Below are 13,864 nucleotides of genomic sequence, written 5' to 3' on the forward strand. Positions count from 1 at the left end.
CAGGTGCCGCTCTCGACGGCGTCAAGCCCCGTACAGCATCTCGTCCTGCAGCCGGCGCAAGGCGAACAGCCTAGTGGTCGGGTCTGGCGCGGCATTGGCTGATGTCAGCAGCTCGCCCTTGCTGACCGGTCTCAGCACCTTGCCGCCTTCGAGCAGGCCGACCGGCACGGCGCGGTTGGCGCGGGCCTCCTCGACAGTCATGGTCCAGGAGCGGTAGCAGGTCTCGCCGATCGCGTCGAAGGTCTCTCCCGCCGCCAGATCGCGCTTGGCCGCGGCGCAGACCTCGGCTACCGGCCTCGGCAGCGGCACCATGTCCGGCGTGCCATAGAGCGCAATGCGCGCGGCGGTGAGCGGCACTTCCAGCGAGGTCAGATGATACGGCCGGAAGAAGCTGTAATAGGGCCCGTGGCCGATATGCAGGTCGTCCATGCGTTCGATGATACGCGGATGGGTCGCCTCGACGATGACGAAGACGCCGGGCGCCACGCCTTTGCCGATGGTGTAGTCGACGACGCCTTTTCTCGACAGGATGCCGCCATCGGCGCGCGGGATGAGCACCTTGGCCAATTCATCGCGGTCGGCCTTGGGCCCGTGCATGCCGGCGATGTCGGGCACCAACCCGGTGGCGTTGGCGATGGCGCACATCTCGACCATGGTCTTCGAGCCGTCGACGAACTCGACCAGCATGCGCGGGTTCATGTTGCGGCGCAGCGCTTCCGCGCGATAGTCATCGGGCACGGCGTCGTGGTTGAGCGGGTTGTTCTTGCCCTTGCCGGCCGAGACGATGGTGTAGCCGAGCGCGGAGGCGAACTCGATCAGTTCCATGCAGCTCGACGGCTCGTCGCCGGCGCCGACCGAATAGACGACGCCGAGCCGGTCGGCCTGCTGCTTCAGATAGCAGCCGATGGTGACGTCGGCCTCGACATTCATCATCACCAGATGCTTGCCCTGCTGCATCGCCATCAGGTCGAAATCGGCGGCGACGCCGGGCTTGCCGGTGGCGTCGATGACCACGTCGATCAGCGGATTGGTGACCAGCATCTCGTTCGAGGTGATGGCGATTTTTCCGCCCTCGATCGCCTCGCTGACCTTCGACGGCGTATCGGCCTCCCGTGCCATCGCCTCATCGCCATAGGCGATGCGGATGGCATCACGCGCGGTGTGCGGGCGGCGGGTCGAGACGGCGCACACCGAAATGCCCGGCATCAGCATGCCTTGCGTCACCAGGTCGGTGCCCATCTCGCCGGAGCCGATGACGCCGATGCGCACCGGTCGGCCTTCCGCGGCACGCTTGGCGAGATCGCGGGCAAGCCCGGTCAAGGCGACATTGGTCATGCGCAAGTCCACTGCTTTTGATTTGGAGGGGAATAGCAGGGAACGGTAACCTTTTGCCAACGAAACCGGCCGCCGTCGGCAATTTCTTGTGACTGGCGTTCATATCTCGAGCGGGTAGTGTATCCGCCCCGGTAATGTTCAGGGCTGAGGAGACCGTCCCTGTCGGGCGGCGCGCCTCGCGCAGGGTTTTCAGGGGAGGTTGAGATGACGAACGAGTTCACGCCGAAATTCGATCTGGCTGACAAGGTCGTGCTGGTCACTGGCGCCTCGCGCGGCATCGGACGCGCTTGCGCGCTCGCCTGCGCCGGCTCCGGCGCCGACGTGATCGTCGGTGTGCGCAGTGCTGCCGACGGCGCGGATCTCACCGCCGAGATCGAGCGCATGGGCATGCGCGCGCTGGCGGTACAGATGGACCTCACCGATCTGGCGACGGTGCGAAAAGCTGTCGCCGACGCCCACGCCGCCTTCGGCCGCATCGACGTACTCGTCAACAATGTCGGGCTTGGACCTGAAAACCTGGCGGAGAACGTGACCGAAGCGGATTTCGACCTCACCGTTAACGTCAACCTCAAGGGCACGTTCTTCACCACCCAGGCGGTCGGACGGCTGATGATCGAGCAGAAATCCGGGCGCGTCATCAACATCAGTTCGCAGGCCGGCACGGTGACGCTGAAGGGCGAAGCGATCTACTGCATGACCAAGGCGGCGATAAACCACCTCACCCGCTGCCTCGCGGCCGAATGGGCGCAGCACAAGATCACCGTCAACAGCGTCGCACCGACCTTCATCTGGACCGACGGAACGCGGCCCTCGCTCGCCGATCCGGAGTTTCATAGGCATGTGCTCGGCCACATCCCGCTCGGCCGCATCGGTGATCCGATCGATGTCGCGGGCACCGTGGTGTTCCTCGCCTCGCCGGCCGCGTCGCTGATCACCGGCGCGAACATACTGGTCGATGGCGGCTGGTCGGTGGCGTGAGGGGCGCTTTGGCTGGTGCTGCAACACCGCCTCGCGAGTGCTGAGGTTTCGCTGAGCGTTCAAGGTTAGTCCAAGAGGTCTTTTATGAGCGAAAAATTTCAATCGAACGGTAAATTCGACGAGCCGCGGGATGAGCCACTCTTCCTGGCTATCTCGAAAACAGACCCCGCCACCCTAGCTGCTTACGACCGAGCGCTTGCGAGTGTGCCGATATTTATCGAACACATAGAGAGGAATGCAGACGCCCTGTGTTCAGCGAAGCTTCGGTTTCGCGACCCTGACGAGTCGGAACGTCTTGGCGAGGACAGCTTTCTTTTCCTTTGGCTTACCACCGTGCATTATCATGCTGAGGAGCGGCTATTTTCGGGTACGTTTTTCGAGGTGCCACCCGAGCTTCAGAAATGGCATCAGGCCGCCCAGAGACTCGCATTTGAAGGCGACGATATTTTCGATTGGATGGTTCTCGCCAAGGGGCACGTGCATGGGGATTCACATTGCGCGTAACCCGAGACAAGCTTCCTGAGAAAGATCGTGGCTCATACGATCGATACGTCGGGGTTTCAGTTTATGAGCCACTGCCGTCCTGACTCAACACACGCTTAACGAAGATCTTTTTAGGGCCAACGTCCGCGTTCTATCCAGCGCCAACAGAACTTGTGACGCCGCTGCGCGCGCCTGGTTTGGAAGAAGCTGGTTCAGCGTCGGCGGATAGCGAGGAGCCCAACTAACAAATCGAGTGAAATTCTTAGTCATTCCTTTATGCATCCTTGCTTGAATAGGTAATGGGCTGGTGTGGCGGTACCTTCAGGCGTTTTTTCAGTTGTCCGCGACGAATCGGGGAGAGCGGCAACGTTGCTATTATTTTTGCCCTGTCTTTGCCGATTGTTGTCGGCGGAGCGGGGCTCGGTGTCGAGACTTCCTATTGGTATTATAGCAGCCTGAAATTACAGGCGGTGGCGGATGCGGCAGCCTATGCTGGCGCTTTGGAAAAAGTTTCGGGATCCGACAAGCCAACGATCGTCTCGGCCGCGACACTGTCAGCGATCACGAACGGCTGGGGACCATCGACAGGCACGATCGAGGTCTTCACGCCTCCCTCGTCCGGACCGAATGTCGCAAAAAAGGCCGTTGAAGTAGTCGTCCATCAGACGCTCGATCGATTTTTCACATCGATATTCAGTCAAAGCGCGGTCGGCGCACAGGCAAGGGCCGTGGCTCTTATCACGGACGCGTCAAAAGCCTGCGTTCTGGCGCTCAATCCTTCCGCTTCGAGAGCGGCGCTCTTTTCCGGCAGTTCAAACCTCAAGCTGACCGGCTGCTCCGTCATGTCGGATTCAATCGCCGCGGACGCCCTCAAGCTTCAAGGGTCGGCATCTCTGGAGGCCGATTGCCTGATATCGGCAGGCGGTGTTTCATTGAGCAACGTTGTAAAAACCGTTTGCGCGAACCCGCTTACCCAGGCGCTGCCCGCTGCGGATCCTTTTGCCGACTTGCCGGCACCGCCAGCCACGAACCCCTGTCAAAACGACAATCGGTCCACCTTGGGACCTGGAACATACTGCAAGGGGCTCAGCTTGAGCGGCAGTGTAACGCTCTCGCCTGGGGTATATGTCGTTGAGGGGGGCGATTTCAAAGCAAACGCGAACGCAAACATTTCCGGCGACGGAGTCATCATCTATCTGGCGGGCAGCTCCGGCGTCAGCATGAACGGCACGGCCTCCGTCAAGCTAAGCGCACCGACGTCAGGCACCTATTCGGGTGTGCTGTTTTACGGCGACAGAGCAAACCTGGCGGAATCGAACACGTTTAATGGCACGGCGGATTCGCTTTTGACCGGTGCTCTGTATTTTCCAACGCAGGAGGTTAAATATCTCGGCAATTTCTCGGGCCAAGGTGGTTGCACACAGGTCGTCGCCGATACGATAGAGTGGTCCGGCGCTACAAGCATCAAGCAGGATTGTACGAGCCTCGGAATGCGAGAGATTCCGGCCGCGCAATCCGTTCAGCTTGTCGAGTAACCGTCATGGAACGGCGGTCAGGTCGGATTTTCCGGAACGATTCGGGTGTTGCTGCGGTGGAGTTTGCCCTGATTGTGCCAATCCTTTGCCTGGTGGTTTTCGGCATCATTGGCGGCTGGTCTTTCGTATCAAGCTCGCTGTCGATGCGCGCAAGCGTCAAGACGGCGGCAAATCTTGTGATGGAGGGAGCAACCGACGACGCGGCCACCCAAGCCGTCGCCCTTTCGAGTTGGGAAAACCATCCCGAAGGCGCACAGGTTACACTGGGCCGGAAATACATGTGCGGAAGCACCGTGGTCGATGCATCGAGCCTGTGCAACGGGGGGACGAAAGCTCCCTCGGTCTTCGTGGAAATAAAAGCGACGGCGACCTGGTCCCCGCTTTTCATTTTTGGCGCGTTTTCTCTTTCTCGCGAGATCGGCCATCAAGAGGTGATCCGTGTCCGCTAAACGGATCGCGAGAGCGTTCAGCCGTGATGCATCAGGCGGGACTGGGCTGGAATTCGCGCTGATCGCACCTTTTCTGATAATGCTTTTGTTCGGTATCTTCGCATTCGGCTGGGCTCTGAATGCCATGTCCAGCGTTCGCTATACGCTGGAAACGTCCTCACGTGCGCTGCAGTTGAAGAACTCGCTGACCGAGGCCGAAATAGAGGCCATAGCCACAGAAAAATTGCTGGGTTTGGGATTGAAAGATGTCGATGTGACGATAGCAATCGACCCGCCCAGCGGCGGCTTCCGCATGGCGCATCTCACGGCCAGATATGCTTTCGTGATCGAGTTCCCGTACTTCGACCAATATCCGATCAATTATGCGACAACTGTCACAGTTCCGTTGGTTGCATCATAAGCGCGTCCAATAGCGCCTTTACGCAACAGGCGGTTGGGTGCCGATTGATCAACTCCGACGCGGGATTGATGGCGGCGATCGATGGCGTGAGCGAACGGGTGGTCGTCGCTACAAAGACACGTTTCTGGACAGGACAGCCATCACCGCGCTAGGCCGGACCAGGCTCGCCACGCTTGCGCACTTATGCCCTCAGCGCGCCGGCAAGCGGCCGGGCATAGGGCAGGCATAGGGCGCGGCAACTTGACAACGGGCCAGTCTTTCAAATTGAGTGAAATCACGATCAACAGAGAGTCGGCACAAGACAGATGGGCGAGACAGATATGGCGTGGAGCGAAAGAAAGACCGGTTACGGCAAAGGCCACTATTTCAATCAAATGGGCCTTGCGCTGCTGGTGCTCGTCTTTCTTATCGCCCTGCCGCTCGCCTTTCTTCCCGAAGACATCCGGAAGTTCTACCTCAGCGAGGGCGGCCCCATCGAAGTCTTCTCGGCCGCCGGCTACCTGATCGTCGTGGCGACGCTTGTGCGGGAAATGTCCTATCGGGAGTTGCTCAAGCGCTGGTATCTCGTCGCCATCGCGATCGCGATGTGCCTGCGCGAGCTGGACTTCCATGCGCATTTCACCACCCACAACATCACCAAGACCACCCTCTACATTTCGCCTGACGTTCCGCTGTTGGAAAAGCTGATCGGCGCGACGGTCGTTATCGCCCTCGGCGTGGCCTTCTATTTTCTCATCAAAGACGGCCTCCGTAGCTTTGTGCACGGGCTTCGCCATGGCGAGGCGACTGCCATTGCCATTGCCGCCGCTATCGGTTGCGCCGTCCTTTCGAAGGTCATCGACGGGGCGCCGTCAAATCTCACATTTCTCGGCATCCATCTCGCCCGGATCGATACCTCGACAGTGTTCGAGGAAATCCTCGAATTGGGGATTCCGATCTATCTGGCCATCGCGGCATTCGCGGCCTTCCCGACGCAGGATGGTCTCACAAGAAGGGCCGCCGGACAGGTCGCGCCAAAGCCAAGACCCGTCACCTGATTCCTCTGCACAGAGGATTTGGCTCTTAGACTGAGCCTGAAAGGGACTGAGGACGTTCGCTGCCGACCGGCCTCCGCCGCCAATCCTAGCCCGGGCTAGAGGTTTGCGACCTGCCACGCTCTGGACCGCCGCGATACTGCCTCTATTTGCTTGAGAAGCAGGCGAGGCAAACATGTGGCATGTGGCGAAAGAGGGCTGGACACTCCTTAAGGAGAGCATCGTCGGCTTCATCAATGACAATGCCTTGAGCCACGGGGCAGCGATGGCGTTCTATGCCACGACCTCGCTTCCGCCGATCCTGCTCATCGTCGTCGCCATCGCAGGCATGGCCTTCGGAAACGATGCGGCACAGCTGGCGCTTTCGGCCCAGATGGCGGGCCTGATGGGTCCGCAGAGCGCCGAGCTCCTGCAAGCGACAATCGAGAACGCAGCACACAAGGAGGCGGGAACTCTTGCGAGCATTTTGGGGCTCGTCACGCTGCTGGTTACCGCATCCGGCGTGTTCGGCGAAATGCAGGTTGCCCTGAACGATATCTGGAAGGTCAAACCGGGCGGCACATCGATTTCACGTCTGGTGCGGGCACGAGCTGCGAGCCTGGGTCTCGTCGCGGCGCTTGGCTTTCTGCTGCTGGTATCCCTGGTCGTAAGCGCGGCAATATCGGCGCTTGCCGATATCATCAACGCATATTTGCCCTTTGGCACCCTCATCCTCAGCGCGATCAGCGGCATCGTTTCGTTTGCGCTTATCGCGCTGTTGTTTGCGGCAATCTACAAGGTCTTGCCCGACCGCGCGCTGCAATGGCGCGACGTCGGCGTCGGCGCCGTAGCAACGGCGTTTCTCTTCACGATCGGCAAGTCGCTGATCGGCTGGTATATCGGGACCAGCGCAGTCGCATCGTCATACGGGGCAGCCGGCGCACTACTCGTCGTGCTGCTGTGGGTCTTTTATTCGTCCGAGATCTTTCTGTTGGGCGCCGAATTTACACGAGCTTACTCGGTTCGATACGGCAGCCGGTCCGATCTGGAGGCGACCATTGAAGCAAGCAAACCGCGGGCAGAAGCCGGCCACGGCGGCCATGATCGAAAAGTCTGAAAACGAAGTCTGGAATTTTTTTGCAGGCTCTCACTGCCTCCCCAAGCCATTTCCGGCATCGACACCGGCGCTAAAACGCCCGGCGCGGCGCCCTGAGGCGAGCATGGCTTTGGGGTTATCCGGTCGCAGCGACGTGCGAAGTTCCTTCGCCGCAGCCACCAGCTTGGCGCGGTCGCTTCCATATCTCCTGATCAACTGATGGACTTGCGCCGGGGTAATGCCGTTTTGCCGGGCAAAATGCCTTACCACATAATCCTCGCTGCCAGAAATCCGATCCCGGTGGCGAGGATAGAGCTTCGCCGCGTCGGCTGCCATGTTTTACTCCCCTTTGTCGCGTTTGTTCACGATGTATGATTGGCCAACGCGAAAGGGGCGATTTCGTTGCCGCATGCGACACCAAAGCGCCTTTTCGCCGCAGCCCGGACGCACGGCCAAAGCAATCAGACCGAAGCACGCCTTTGGTTTAATCCCGACGTCGATTTTTCGAGACTCAGTCCTCTGGCACGCGCATGATATGGGCAGGGAGGAAAAGCCATGCGCGAATTGCCAAAGAGCATTGACGCAGACGTTGTCATCGAAATCAGCAGGTTGCTCGACGATCGTGCGAAGTCGGCACCTGTGCCAGTCCACAAGCTTGCCTCGATGATCTCGAATAGTGTCGAGACCGACTTGCCGACAGCTTCCATTGAGGAGTTGATTGTTGAAATGGCCATGACCCGCCAACTCCCGATGCTGTTCGATCTACCGGGCGCGGATACGGACAACGTCATATCGATCGCCTTGGCGCGCGCCACCTGATCCGGCTGAGGAAGCTTGCCGTCGAGTGTGATTTCAAGACGCGGATCGTCTGCTCGAATTCGCCCGCTGGCTTCGGCCGGTGGCTTTTGCTGCATCGCCAATAAAAATCGTCCCAATAAATAATCGTCATGGCGGTCCGCCGTCGGGAACGTGTGGCGTCCGTTTGCATTTCCCTTTGAGCAGCAAAGGAGGAATTCATGAACTGGGATCAAATCAAGGGAAAATGGATGCAGTTCAAGGGTAGGGCCAAGGAGCAATGGGGTGACCTCACCGACGATGACCTTGATCGCATCGAGGGCAATCGTGACCAACTCGCAGGCCGTATTCAGGAGCGCTATGGAATCGCCAAGGAAGAGGCGGAGCGCCAGGTGGAGGACTGGTCCAGAAGCCTCACCTGAGTCTTCAACATCCAGGCTGCGCCGTCGATCGGCGCAGCCTCGACATCATCCAAGTTCACGCTCGAAATGAGGTGCGTGCGAGTGGCGAGTTGATCTGCGCCAGCCATCGCTCTCGGATTCGGAGCTAGCGCGCCGATTGTCTCTTGGCTTGCACGGCGACGGCGGTGAGGAAAGCCGTTGCGGCAGTATCGCACGCCGCGCGGGACGGGCTATAGGCGAAAAGGATCAGTTCGGCAGCTCTTGTCGTAAGGCCGTGCTTTTTAGCGAAAGCAGTTATTTCGTAAGGCTTGTCGTGGTCTATGGCCAGCTCGTAGTCTTCATTCATTGCTTCCTCCCGTTTGCGACGTTCCTCGCCTTGGCCCCTCCGCGGCGCAAGGATTAACTTCCCCGGCCTTGAGAGAGTCTACCAATTAGAGATTGCAAAAGGCCTGCGGCGCACGTCCGCTGCTTTTTTCGCGGCCATGCTGCCCAACGGAACCAAGAGCAGCGGGCCAGCATGCATGATCAATTCGGCGCTAGCCGTGCCGATCTGTTCATCAATCCGCCTGATACGGCCGTCTTGAGGGGCAGCCCCATTTTGTCCGCTGCACATCAAAAAAGCTTATATGATGGCGCTGATATCGCAGGTGGTCGACGCAAGCCAATGCCGATCTTTTCAGTCAAGCACACGACCGTCTATCACTATACGCAGCCGGTGAGGTTCGGCGAGCACCGGCTGATGTTCAGGCCGCGCGACAGTTTCGACCAGCGACTTCTGGATCACGCCCTGTTTGTCGACCCCGAGCCGAAAGAGATTGGCTGGATCCACGACGTTTTCGGAAACTGCGTTGCGGTAATCGATTTCAACGGCTCGGGCGACGAACTGCGTTTCGTGACAGACATCCGGCTCGATCACACGCCGCAGCATGCGCCTGATTTCCGTATCGATGACGCTGCACTCAGCTATCCATTTTCCTATCATCCCGACGAGGCAACCGACCTCACCCAAACCATCGAGCGCCATCACCTCGATGACGGCGACGAGATCGGCAAATGGGCACGACAGTTCGTGAGCGCCAAAGGGCGCACCGAGACCGGCAAATTGCTGATGACGCTTTGCTACGCCATCCACGAGAGCTTTGTTTATTCGCGTCGAACTGAATCAGGGACGCAACCGCCTCTCATGACCTTGCACCTGCGTCGAGGCACATGCCGGGACTTTGCGCTGTTCATGATGGAAGCGGTTCGTTCGCTCGGTTTTGCCGCCCGGTTTGTGACCGGTTATGTCTATGTGCCGAGCCGCGACAGCGGTTCTGTCGTCGGCGGTGGGTCGACGCATGCCTGGTGCCAGGTCTATTTGCCTGGCGCGGGTTGGGTCGAGTTCGACCCCACCAACGGCATTGTCGGCAACCGGGATCTGATCAGGGTGGCCGTGGCCAGGCATCCTGGGCAAGCCATCCCACTTTCGGGAAGCTACTGCGGCAGCGCGTCGAGCTTTCTCGGCATGACGGTGGAGGTCAAGGTGGTGAGGGAAGCAGGCATCAACAAAAATTAGCATCTTCTGATGTTTTCGGTTCGCGGCAATCCGGAGTTTGCTCGCCGGCGTGTGTCGTGATTTTGCACATCTGGCAATCACGCTGCCGTTACATGCACATTCCGGCGCGATATTGCACCGGCTATCTCGGCGACATCGGGATGGCGCCGATGCCGTATCCCATGGATTTCAACGCATGGTTCCAAGCCTATCTCAGCGGCCATTGGTTCACCTTTGATGCACGGCATAACCAGCCTCGCATAGGCAGAATCTTGATGGCGACGGGATGTGATGCGAATGACGTCGCCATCTCGACGAGCTTCGGTCTTTCCCGGCTCACCCGCTTCGAAGTCATCACGGAAGAAATCCAAGCCGAGCCTGCTGGCAAGCGGTGCTAGAGCTTCGTCGGTCCCTATGGTTCTGCATGCTGCCTCAACGCCAGAAGTGCCTCGTGTTGACAAAGGCGTCGTGCGCTTCCGCGGCGTCCTCAAGAAGCTTGGACTTCTCTTCAGCGTTGAAGAGATCCTTCGCACCAGCCACGTCCGAAAGCTCCAGCGCTGCCAGCATATCGGGGGCGGTGGCGAGATCGTTGAGGCTGCCGAGCTGATCCTGCAGGCCCTTCATCACCGTGATGAACCGTCGATGGCGTTTGGCTTCCGCCTTGCTGTTGTAAAGCGGTTCGAAGAACTCCGCCGCATAGCGCAGTTTCTTTGCGGCGATGCGCACTTTATGGCGGGTCTCGTCATCGGCATCGACGAGATTGTTGCCGCCCTTCGCCACCTTTTTCCAAAATTTATCAAATACACCGGAGGCGAAATCCTTTGACGACTGCTCGTACAACGTTTCGTCCGATTGATCGGTTCGCCAGTCCCCGATGGAAATCCACTCGGTGGCATCGATCATCAAGGAGCGGGCGCGCACCGAGGAGAGCGATGCTTCGACCGCCGCATAGGCGTCGTCGCGCGCGTCTTGAAGACGGCCTGAAAGAGCCTCGCTCGAAGCGCGGTCGATCATCACGTCGATATTGCGCGCATCGCCAAGTTCCGAGGCGAGCCATTTCAATTCTCCTCGCAGGTGGTCGAAACGGCTGTCGTCGAACAGCGACTTGCAGATCGAGCATAGGGAGCGCAGCCGTCGCAGCGACACGCGAGCCTGGTGCAGGGCCTCGGCATCGCGGGACCAGCCCAGCGCCGTTTCATTGAGACGAAACTGTCTGAGACAGGCCGCGGCGATGCGCGCGAAAGCCGTTGCCGTGCTCATCTCGGAAGTGAGCGGGGTCGAAGCCGCTTTCACAGCACCGGGCGCCGAGCCAAGCAGACGATAGCCCCGTTCCGCTTTGCTCAGCACCCCGAGATGCGCCGGCGTGATCAGGTCGACTTTCCGGGCGAGCGCAAACAGCGCTGTCGGTGAGCCCGCCTTCTTTTCCAACTCGATCTCGCATAGCGGCGCCTCGCGATCGGCTGCAACGACCTTGCCAAGATCCAAAGCGACTTCGATCGTGGCGTCGCCATCCATCACATTCCAAGAATGCCGTTTGACATGAACCTCGAACAAGGGCGCGAGCTTTGGGCCGGCCCCTGCGAGCAGGTCTCGGATCTGCGGATCGTCGAGTATCGGTGCATCGCCGGCGACCGGTCGCTCCCATTCCTCGCGTGTGAACGATCCGGCCGCGGCGCCATCGCCGGCCTTGACGGTTTGTATCCGTTCATTTCCCGATTGCCGAATACGAAGCGACACGCCGCGCTTGGACAGATCCCATCCGGGGGTGTCGAAATAGATGGATCTCAGCTGAAGATTGATGGGCGGGGATCCGAACGGATTTTTCTTCAGGAGTGACCCCGCACCGGACTGCGAAAGCTCGAGCTTCAGTTCCGTTTCCTGCATGACGTCCTCGGCGCAGCGTCGCTTCACGGTAATCAGAGGGACCCCACCGCATGATGGGTCATAAAACTGTCACAAACAACCGCCCGCCTCGACCAACTGCGCCCGAACCTCAAGCCGGCGAATGACAATGCGCGAGTCGGAACCACACTTCTCGGTCCTCGTTCATCCGATGATGCAGGAGAAGGACACAGAGATGGCTACCAAAGAAAAGAAAGAAAAGAAGGAGGCGAGCCGCGTGGTGCAGGGGCAAGAGCTGGAGGTAGAGCACCTGACGGAAATTACCGACGTCTCGCCGAAACAGGCGCGCGCCTTGTTGCGTAAACATGGTGCCGACTGGACCAAGCTCAAAGACGAAGCCGAAGATTTGAAGGAAGACTGAAACTCTCGGCGCGGCTTCTTCTCTCTGTCTCTCCGCCCATTGCGGAGCGGCACTGCCCGGCCTGGCTGGTTAACGCCCTTCTGGCGAAGGGCTGCTTTCGCCCGTATGAGACAGCCGGCCAGCCGGAACGCGCCGGCGAGGCTTCCATGTAACGTGAATTTAGTTTCAGCTAATAAAGGCGCTCTGCTAGACTTGCTAGTGGGGAGCCAAGGACGGAGCGTTGTCCCAATGGATGCAGCCGAATTGCAGGCGATCAGCGATACTCTGATGCGGATCGTGACGCCGGATATGACGCCGAAACAACTGCTGAAGGCGGCAAGGAAAGAACATCCGAACGCGTCAAAGAAAGACATCGCCCGCGCGGCGTTCTTTTCGATTATCGCCAACGCCGACCAGGACCATGGAAAGGTCAAAAACTTACAGGCATTCGCCATAGCCGAGCGTGTAGACGGCTCTTGATCAGGAGCATGGCGCTTGCGTCCAACCAATGCCGATAGCAATCCGCGACCAACAGATTGAGGTTTGCCGCGACATGATCGCCTGGGAAGCGTCACACGATTGGGGCGATGCCGTTCAACTCGCGCGTTTCTCTGTCGATATCATTGAGCAATACAAGAGCCTGATCGCCACGCTGTATGATCTGCTTGGGGTCGAGCGTGAGGCCGGAAAGCCCCATCACAGAAGAAATCCAAGCCGCGCTTGAGAAGGCGCCAGCCCGCCGCGCCTTTCGGCATGGCGGGCTTCAGAGCGAGGGGTCACGTCAGTCGTAGACCTTCACAATCTTGCGGGTACCTGGATCGACCAGGACGGTTCGGCCCTCGATGACGACGTAGCGGTACTGAACGTCCGGCACCTCGTAAAGCTCGACCGTTTCGGGCAAGGCTGTGCCGATGTTGAGTTCCACGCCGGGAAGGCTGAGTGATGCCACCGGTTTCTTTTTCACATATTCCCGGATCACGGTGTCATGCTCGGGTTGAATAATGACGTCCTGAGCGGCGGCGGCGCTGACACCGACGAGCAGAAGCATGCCTGCCGCAGCCAATGTAAGTTGCTTTCCCATAATAGCCTCCAAGCAACCTTCAGCTGCGGTGCTTGATTGCTGCCGCGACGGGTTGCCTCGTTATCTCAACGATGCGGAGCAATTCTTGTTCCACTGGCTGTGCGCGAACCCGTTGCCACGGCCTATCAACGCCGATGTTTGGCGGCGCCCGCGAACGCCCGCTCAAGGTTTGGTTTCTTGCTGAGGCGGCGCGTTTGGGTCTGGACAATCAGGCTGTGGCCATTTTTCACACGCAGAGGGCTTGTCGCCAGCGTCGCCATAACGTTCCACGAGTTTTGCGAAGCCGTAGGCGAAGGCGGAAAGCAGCGCCAGGATAACCACTATGCGAGCGGCCATACGGGATTATAGCATGCTCCCGCTCAGGTTTGATCCAGGATCAGCTGCGCTCAGCAGGCCGGCGACGCACAAGTCCGCTCGGGAAACCTGCGGCCCATCGTCCCGGAACGATGTGCGCTACCAGCCTGGTTCCGCCGCGAGAGATCGAGGCGACTGCGGAACGCCACTATGCTGCTACCCAGAGGC

At 59.3% G+C, this 13,864-nt stretch carries 18 protein-coding genes and 2 pseudogenes; 14 read left to right on the forward strand and 6 right to left on the reverse strand.

What is annotated here, in order from left to right; translation table 11 throughout:
- Positions 1 to 21 precede the first annotated feature (21 nt).
- Positions 22 to 1,335 (reverse strand): NAD(P)H-dependent oxidoreductase, encoded by a 1,314-nt coding sequence (locus tag BQ8794_RS17405; protein WP_077379682.1) that lies wholly within the window; start codon positions 1,333 to 1,335, stop codon positions 22 to 24.
- 204 nt (positions 1,336 to 1,539) lie between these two features.
- Here BQ8794_RS17405 and BQ8794_RS17410 point away from each other — a divergent pair, with 204 nt between their 5' ends.
- The 7 genes from BQ8794_RS17410 (at position 1,540) to BQ8794_RS17440 (ending at position 7,310) form a co-directional block, all read left to right on the forward strand.
- The gene (locus BQ8794_RS17410; RefSeq protein ID WP_077379684.1) at positions 1,540 to 2,313 is read left to right on the forward strand and encodes an SDR family NAD(P)-dependent oxidoreductase; all 774 of its coding nucleotides are present in this window, start codon (positions 1,540 to 1,542) and stop codon (positions 2,311 to 2,313) included.
- An 84-nt stretch (positions 2,314 to 2,397) separates the two neighbouring features.
- Entirely contained in the window at positions 2,398 to 2,817 is a 420-nt protein-coding gene (locus BQ8794_RS17415) for a DUF2314 domain-containing protein (RefSeq protein ID WP_077379687.1), read from the forward strand.
- Between the two features lie 278 nt (positions 2,818 to 3,095).
- Positions 3,096 to 4,331 carry a TadE/TadG family type IV pilus assembly protein gene (locus tag BQ8794_RS17420; RefSeq protein WP_077379689.1) on the forward strand — a complete coding sequence of 412 codons (1,236 nt, stop codon included), beginning with the start codon at positions 3,096 to 3,098 and terminating at the stop codon, positions 4,329 to 4,331.
- 5 nt (positions 4,332 to 4,336) lie between these two features.
- Positions 4,337 to 4,780: a TadE/TadG family type IV pilus assembly protein gene (locus BQ8794_RS17425; RefSeq protein WP_077379691.1), complete on the forward strand. Its 444-nt coding sequence runs from the start codon at positions 4,337 to 4,339 to the stop codon at positions 4,778 to 4,780.
- Positions 4,770 to 5,180, forward strand: a complete 411-nt coding sequence (locus tag BQ8794_RS17430) for a TadE/TadG family type IV pilus assembly protein (RefSeq protein WP_077379693.1) — start codon at positions 4,770 to 4,772, stop codon at positions 5,178 to 5,180. The genes BQ8794_RS17425 and BQ8794_RS17430 overlap by 11 nt, the downstream gene beginning before the upstream one ends.
- A 320-nt stretch (positions 5,181 to 5,500) precedes the next feature.
- Entirely contained in the window at positions 5,501 to 6,217 is a 717-nt protein-coding gene (locus BQ8794_RS17435; protein ID WP_077379695.1) for a hypothetical protein, read from the forward strand.
- Positions 6,218 to 6,389: 172 nt separating this feature from the next.
- Positions 6,390 to 7,310 carry a YihY/virulence factor BrkB family protein gene (locus tag BQ8794_RS17440; protein ID WP_077379696.1) on the forward strand — a complete coding sequence of 307 codons (921 nt, stop codon included), beginning with the start codon at positions 6,390 to 6,392 and terminating at the stop codon, positions 7,308 to 7,310.
- Positions 7,311 to 7,340: 30 nt separating this feature from the next.
- Here BQ8794_RS17440 and BQ8794_RS17445 read toward each other — a convergent pair whose 3' ends face one another.
- On the reverse strand, positions 7,341 to 7,625 hold the full coding sequence (locus tag BQ8794_RS17445) for a DUF3606 domain-containing protein (RefSeq protein WP_077379698.1): 285 nt from the start codon (positions 7,623 to 7,625) through the stop codon (positions 7,341 to 7,343).
- 219 nt (positions 7,626 to 7,844) lie between these two features.
- Here BQ8794_RS17445 and BQ8794_RS17450 point away from each other — a divergent pair, with 219 nt between their 5' ends.
- Both BQ8794_RS17450 and BQ8794_RS17455 read left to right on the forward strand, forming a co-directional pair.
- Positions 7,845 to 8,108, forward strand: a complete 264-nt coding sequence (locus BQ8794_RS17450) for a hypothetical protein (RefSeq protein ID WP_077379700.1) — start codon at positions 7,845 to 7,847, stop codon at positions 8,106 to 8,108.
- A gap of 197 nt (positions 8,109 to 8,305) precedes the next feature.
- Positions 8,306 to 8,506, forward strand: coding sequence for a CsbD family protein (locus BQ8794_RS17455; protein ID WP_077379701.1), 201 nt, complete (start codon positions 8,306 to 8,308; stop codon positions 8,504 to 8,506).
- Between the two features lie 124 nt (positions 8,507 to 8,630).
- On the opposite strand, the gene BQ8794_RS17460 is transcribed toward BQ8794_RS17455, so the two are convergent.
- Positions 8,631 to 8,831 (reverse strand): hypothetical protein, encoded by a 201-nt coding sequence (locus tag BQ8794_RS17460; RefSeq protein WP_036263866.1) that lies wholly within the window; start codon positions 8,829 to 8,831, stop codon positions 8,631 to 8,633.
- 318 nt (positions 8,832 to 9,149) lie between these two features.
- Here BQ8794_RS17460 and BQ8794_RS17465 point away from each other — a divergent pair, with 318 nt between their 5' ends.
- Both BQ8794_RS17465 and BQ8794_RS17470 read left to right on the forward strand, forming a co-directional pair.
- Positions 9,150 to 10,040, forward strand: a complete 891-nt coding sequence (locus BQ8794_RS17465) for a transglutaminase family protein (RefSeq protein WP_077379703.1) — start codon at positions 9,150 to 9,152, stop codon at positions 10,038 to 10,040.
- 43 nt (positions 10,041 to 10,083) lie between these two features.
- A pseudogene (locus tag BQ8794_RS17470) lies at positions 10,084 to 10,417 on the forward strand (transglutaminase-like domain-containing protein); the annotation flags it as partial.
- 34 nt (positions 10,418 to 10,451) lie between these two features.
- Here the strand turns inward: BQ8794_RS17470 and BQ8794_RS36580 are convergent.
- Entirely contained in the window at positions 10,452 to 11,366 is a 915-nt protein-coding gene (locus BQ8794_RS36580) for a CHAD domain-containing protein (protein WP_244555014.1), read from the reverse strand.
- Positions 11,367 to 11,399: 33 nt separating this feature from the next.
- Positions 11,400 to 11,903 (reverse strand): annotated as a pseudogene (locus BQ8794_RS36585) (CYTH domain-containing protein); the annotation flags it as partial.
- A 127-nt stretch (positions 11,904 to 12,030) separates the two neighbouring features.
- Here BQ8794_RS36585 and BQ8794_RS17480 point away from each other — a divergent pair.
- The 3 genes from BQ8794_RS17480 (at position 12,031) to BQ8794_RS34840 (ending at position 12,985) form a co-directional block, all read left to right on the forward strand.
- A complete protein-coding gene (locus tag BQ8794_RS17480; RefSeq protein ID WP_244555008.1) occupies positions 12,031 to 12,282 on the forward strand; it encodes a hypothetical protein in 252 nt (83 codons plus the stop codon).
- Positions 12,283 to 12,510: 228 nt separating this feature from the next.
- A complete protein-coding gene (locus BQ8794_RS17485; RefSeq protein ID WP_077379705.1) occupies positions 12,511 to 12,741 on the forward strand; it encodes a hypothetical protein in 231 nt (76 codons plus the stop codon).
- A gap of 28 nt (positions 12,742 to 12,769) precedes the next feature.
- A complete protein-coding gene (locus BQ8794_RS34840; RefSeq protein ID WP_143744597.1) occupies positions 12,770 to 12,985 on the forward strand; it encodes a hypothetical protein in 216 nt (71 codons plus the stop codon).
- A gap of 57 nt (positions 12,986 to 13,042) precedes the next feature.
- Here BQ8794_RS34840 and BQ8794_RS17490 read toward each other — a convergent pair whose 3' ends face one another.
- Positions 13,043 to 13,342, reverse strand: a complete 300-nt coding sequence (locus tag BQ8794_RS17490; RefSeq protein WP_077379707.1) for a DUF1236 domain-containing protein — start codon at positions 13,340 to 13,342, stop codon at positions 13,043 to 13,045.
- Positions 13,343 to 13,864: the final 522 nt, after the last annotated feature.

The organism is Mesorhizobium prunaredense (genome assembly GCF_900156895.1).
Taxonomy (GTDB): Bacteria; Pseudomonadota; Alphaproteobacteria; order Rhizobiales; family Rhizobiaceae; genus Mesorhizobium; species Mesorhizobium prunaredense.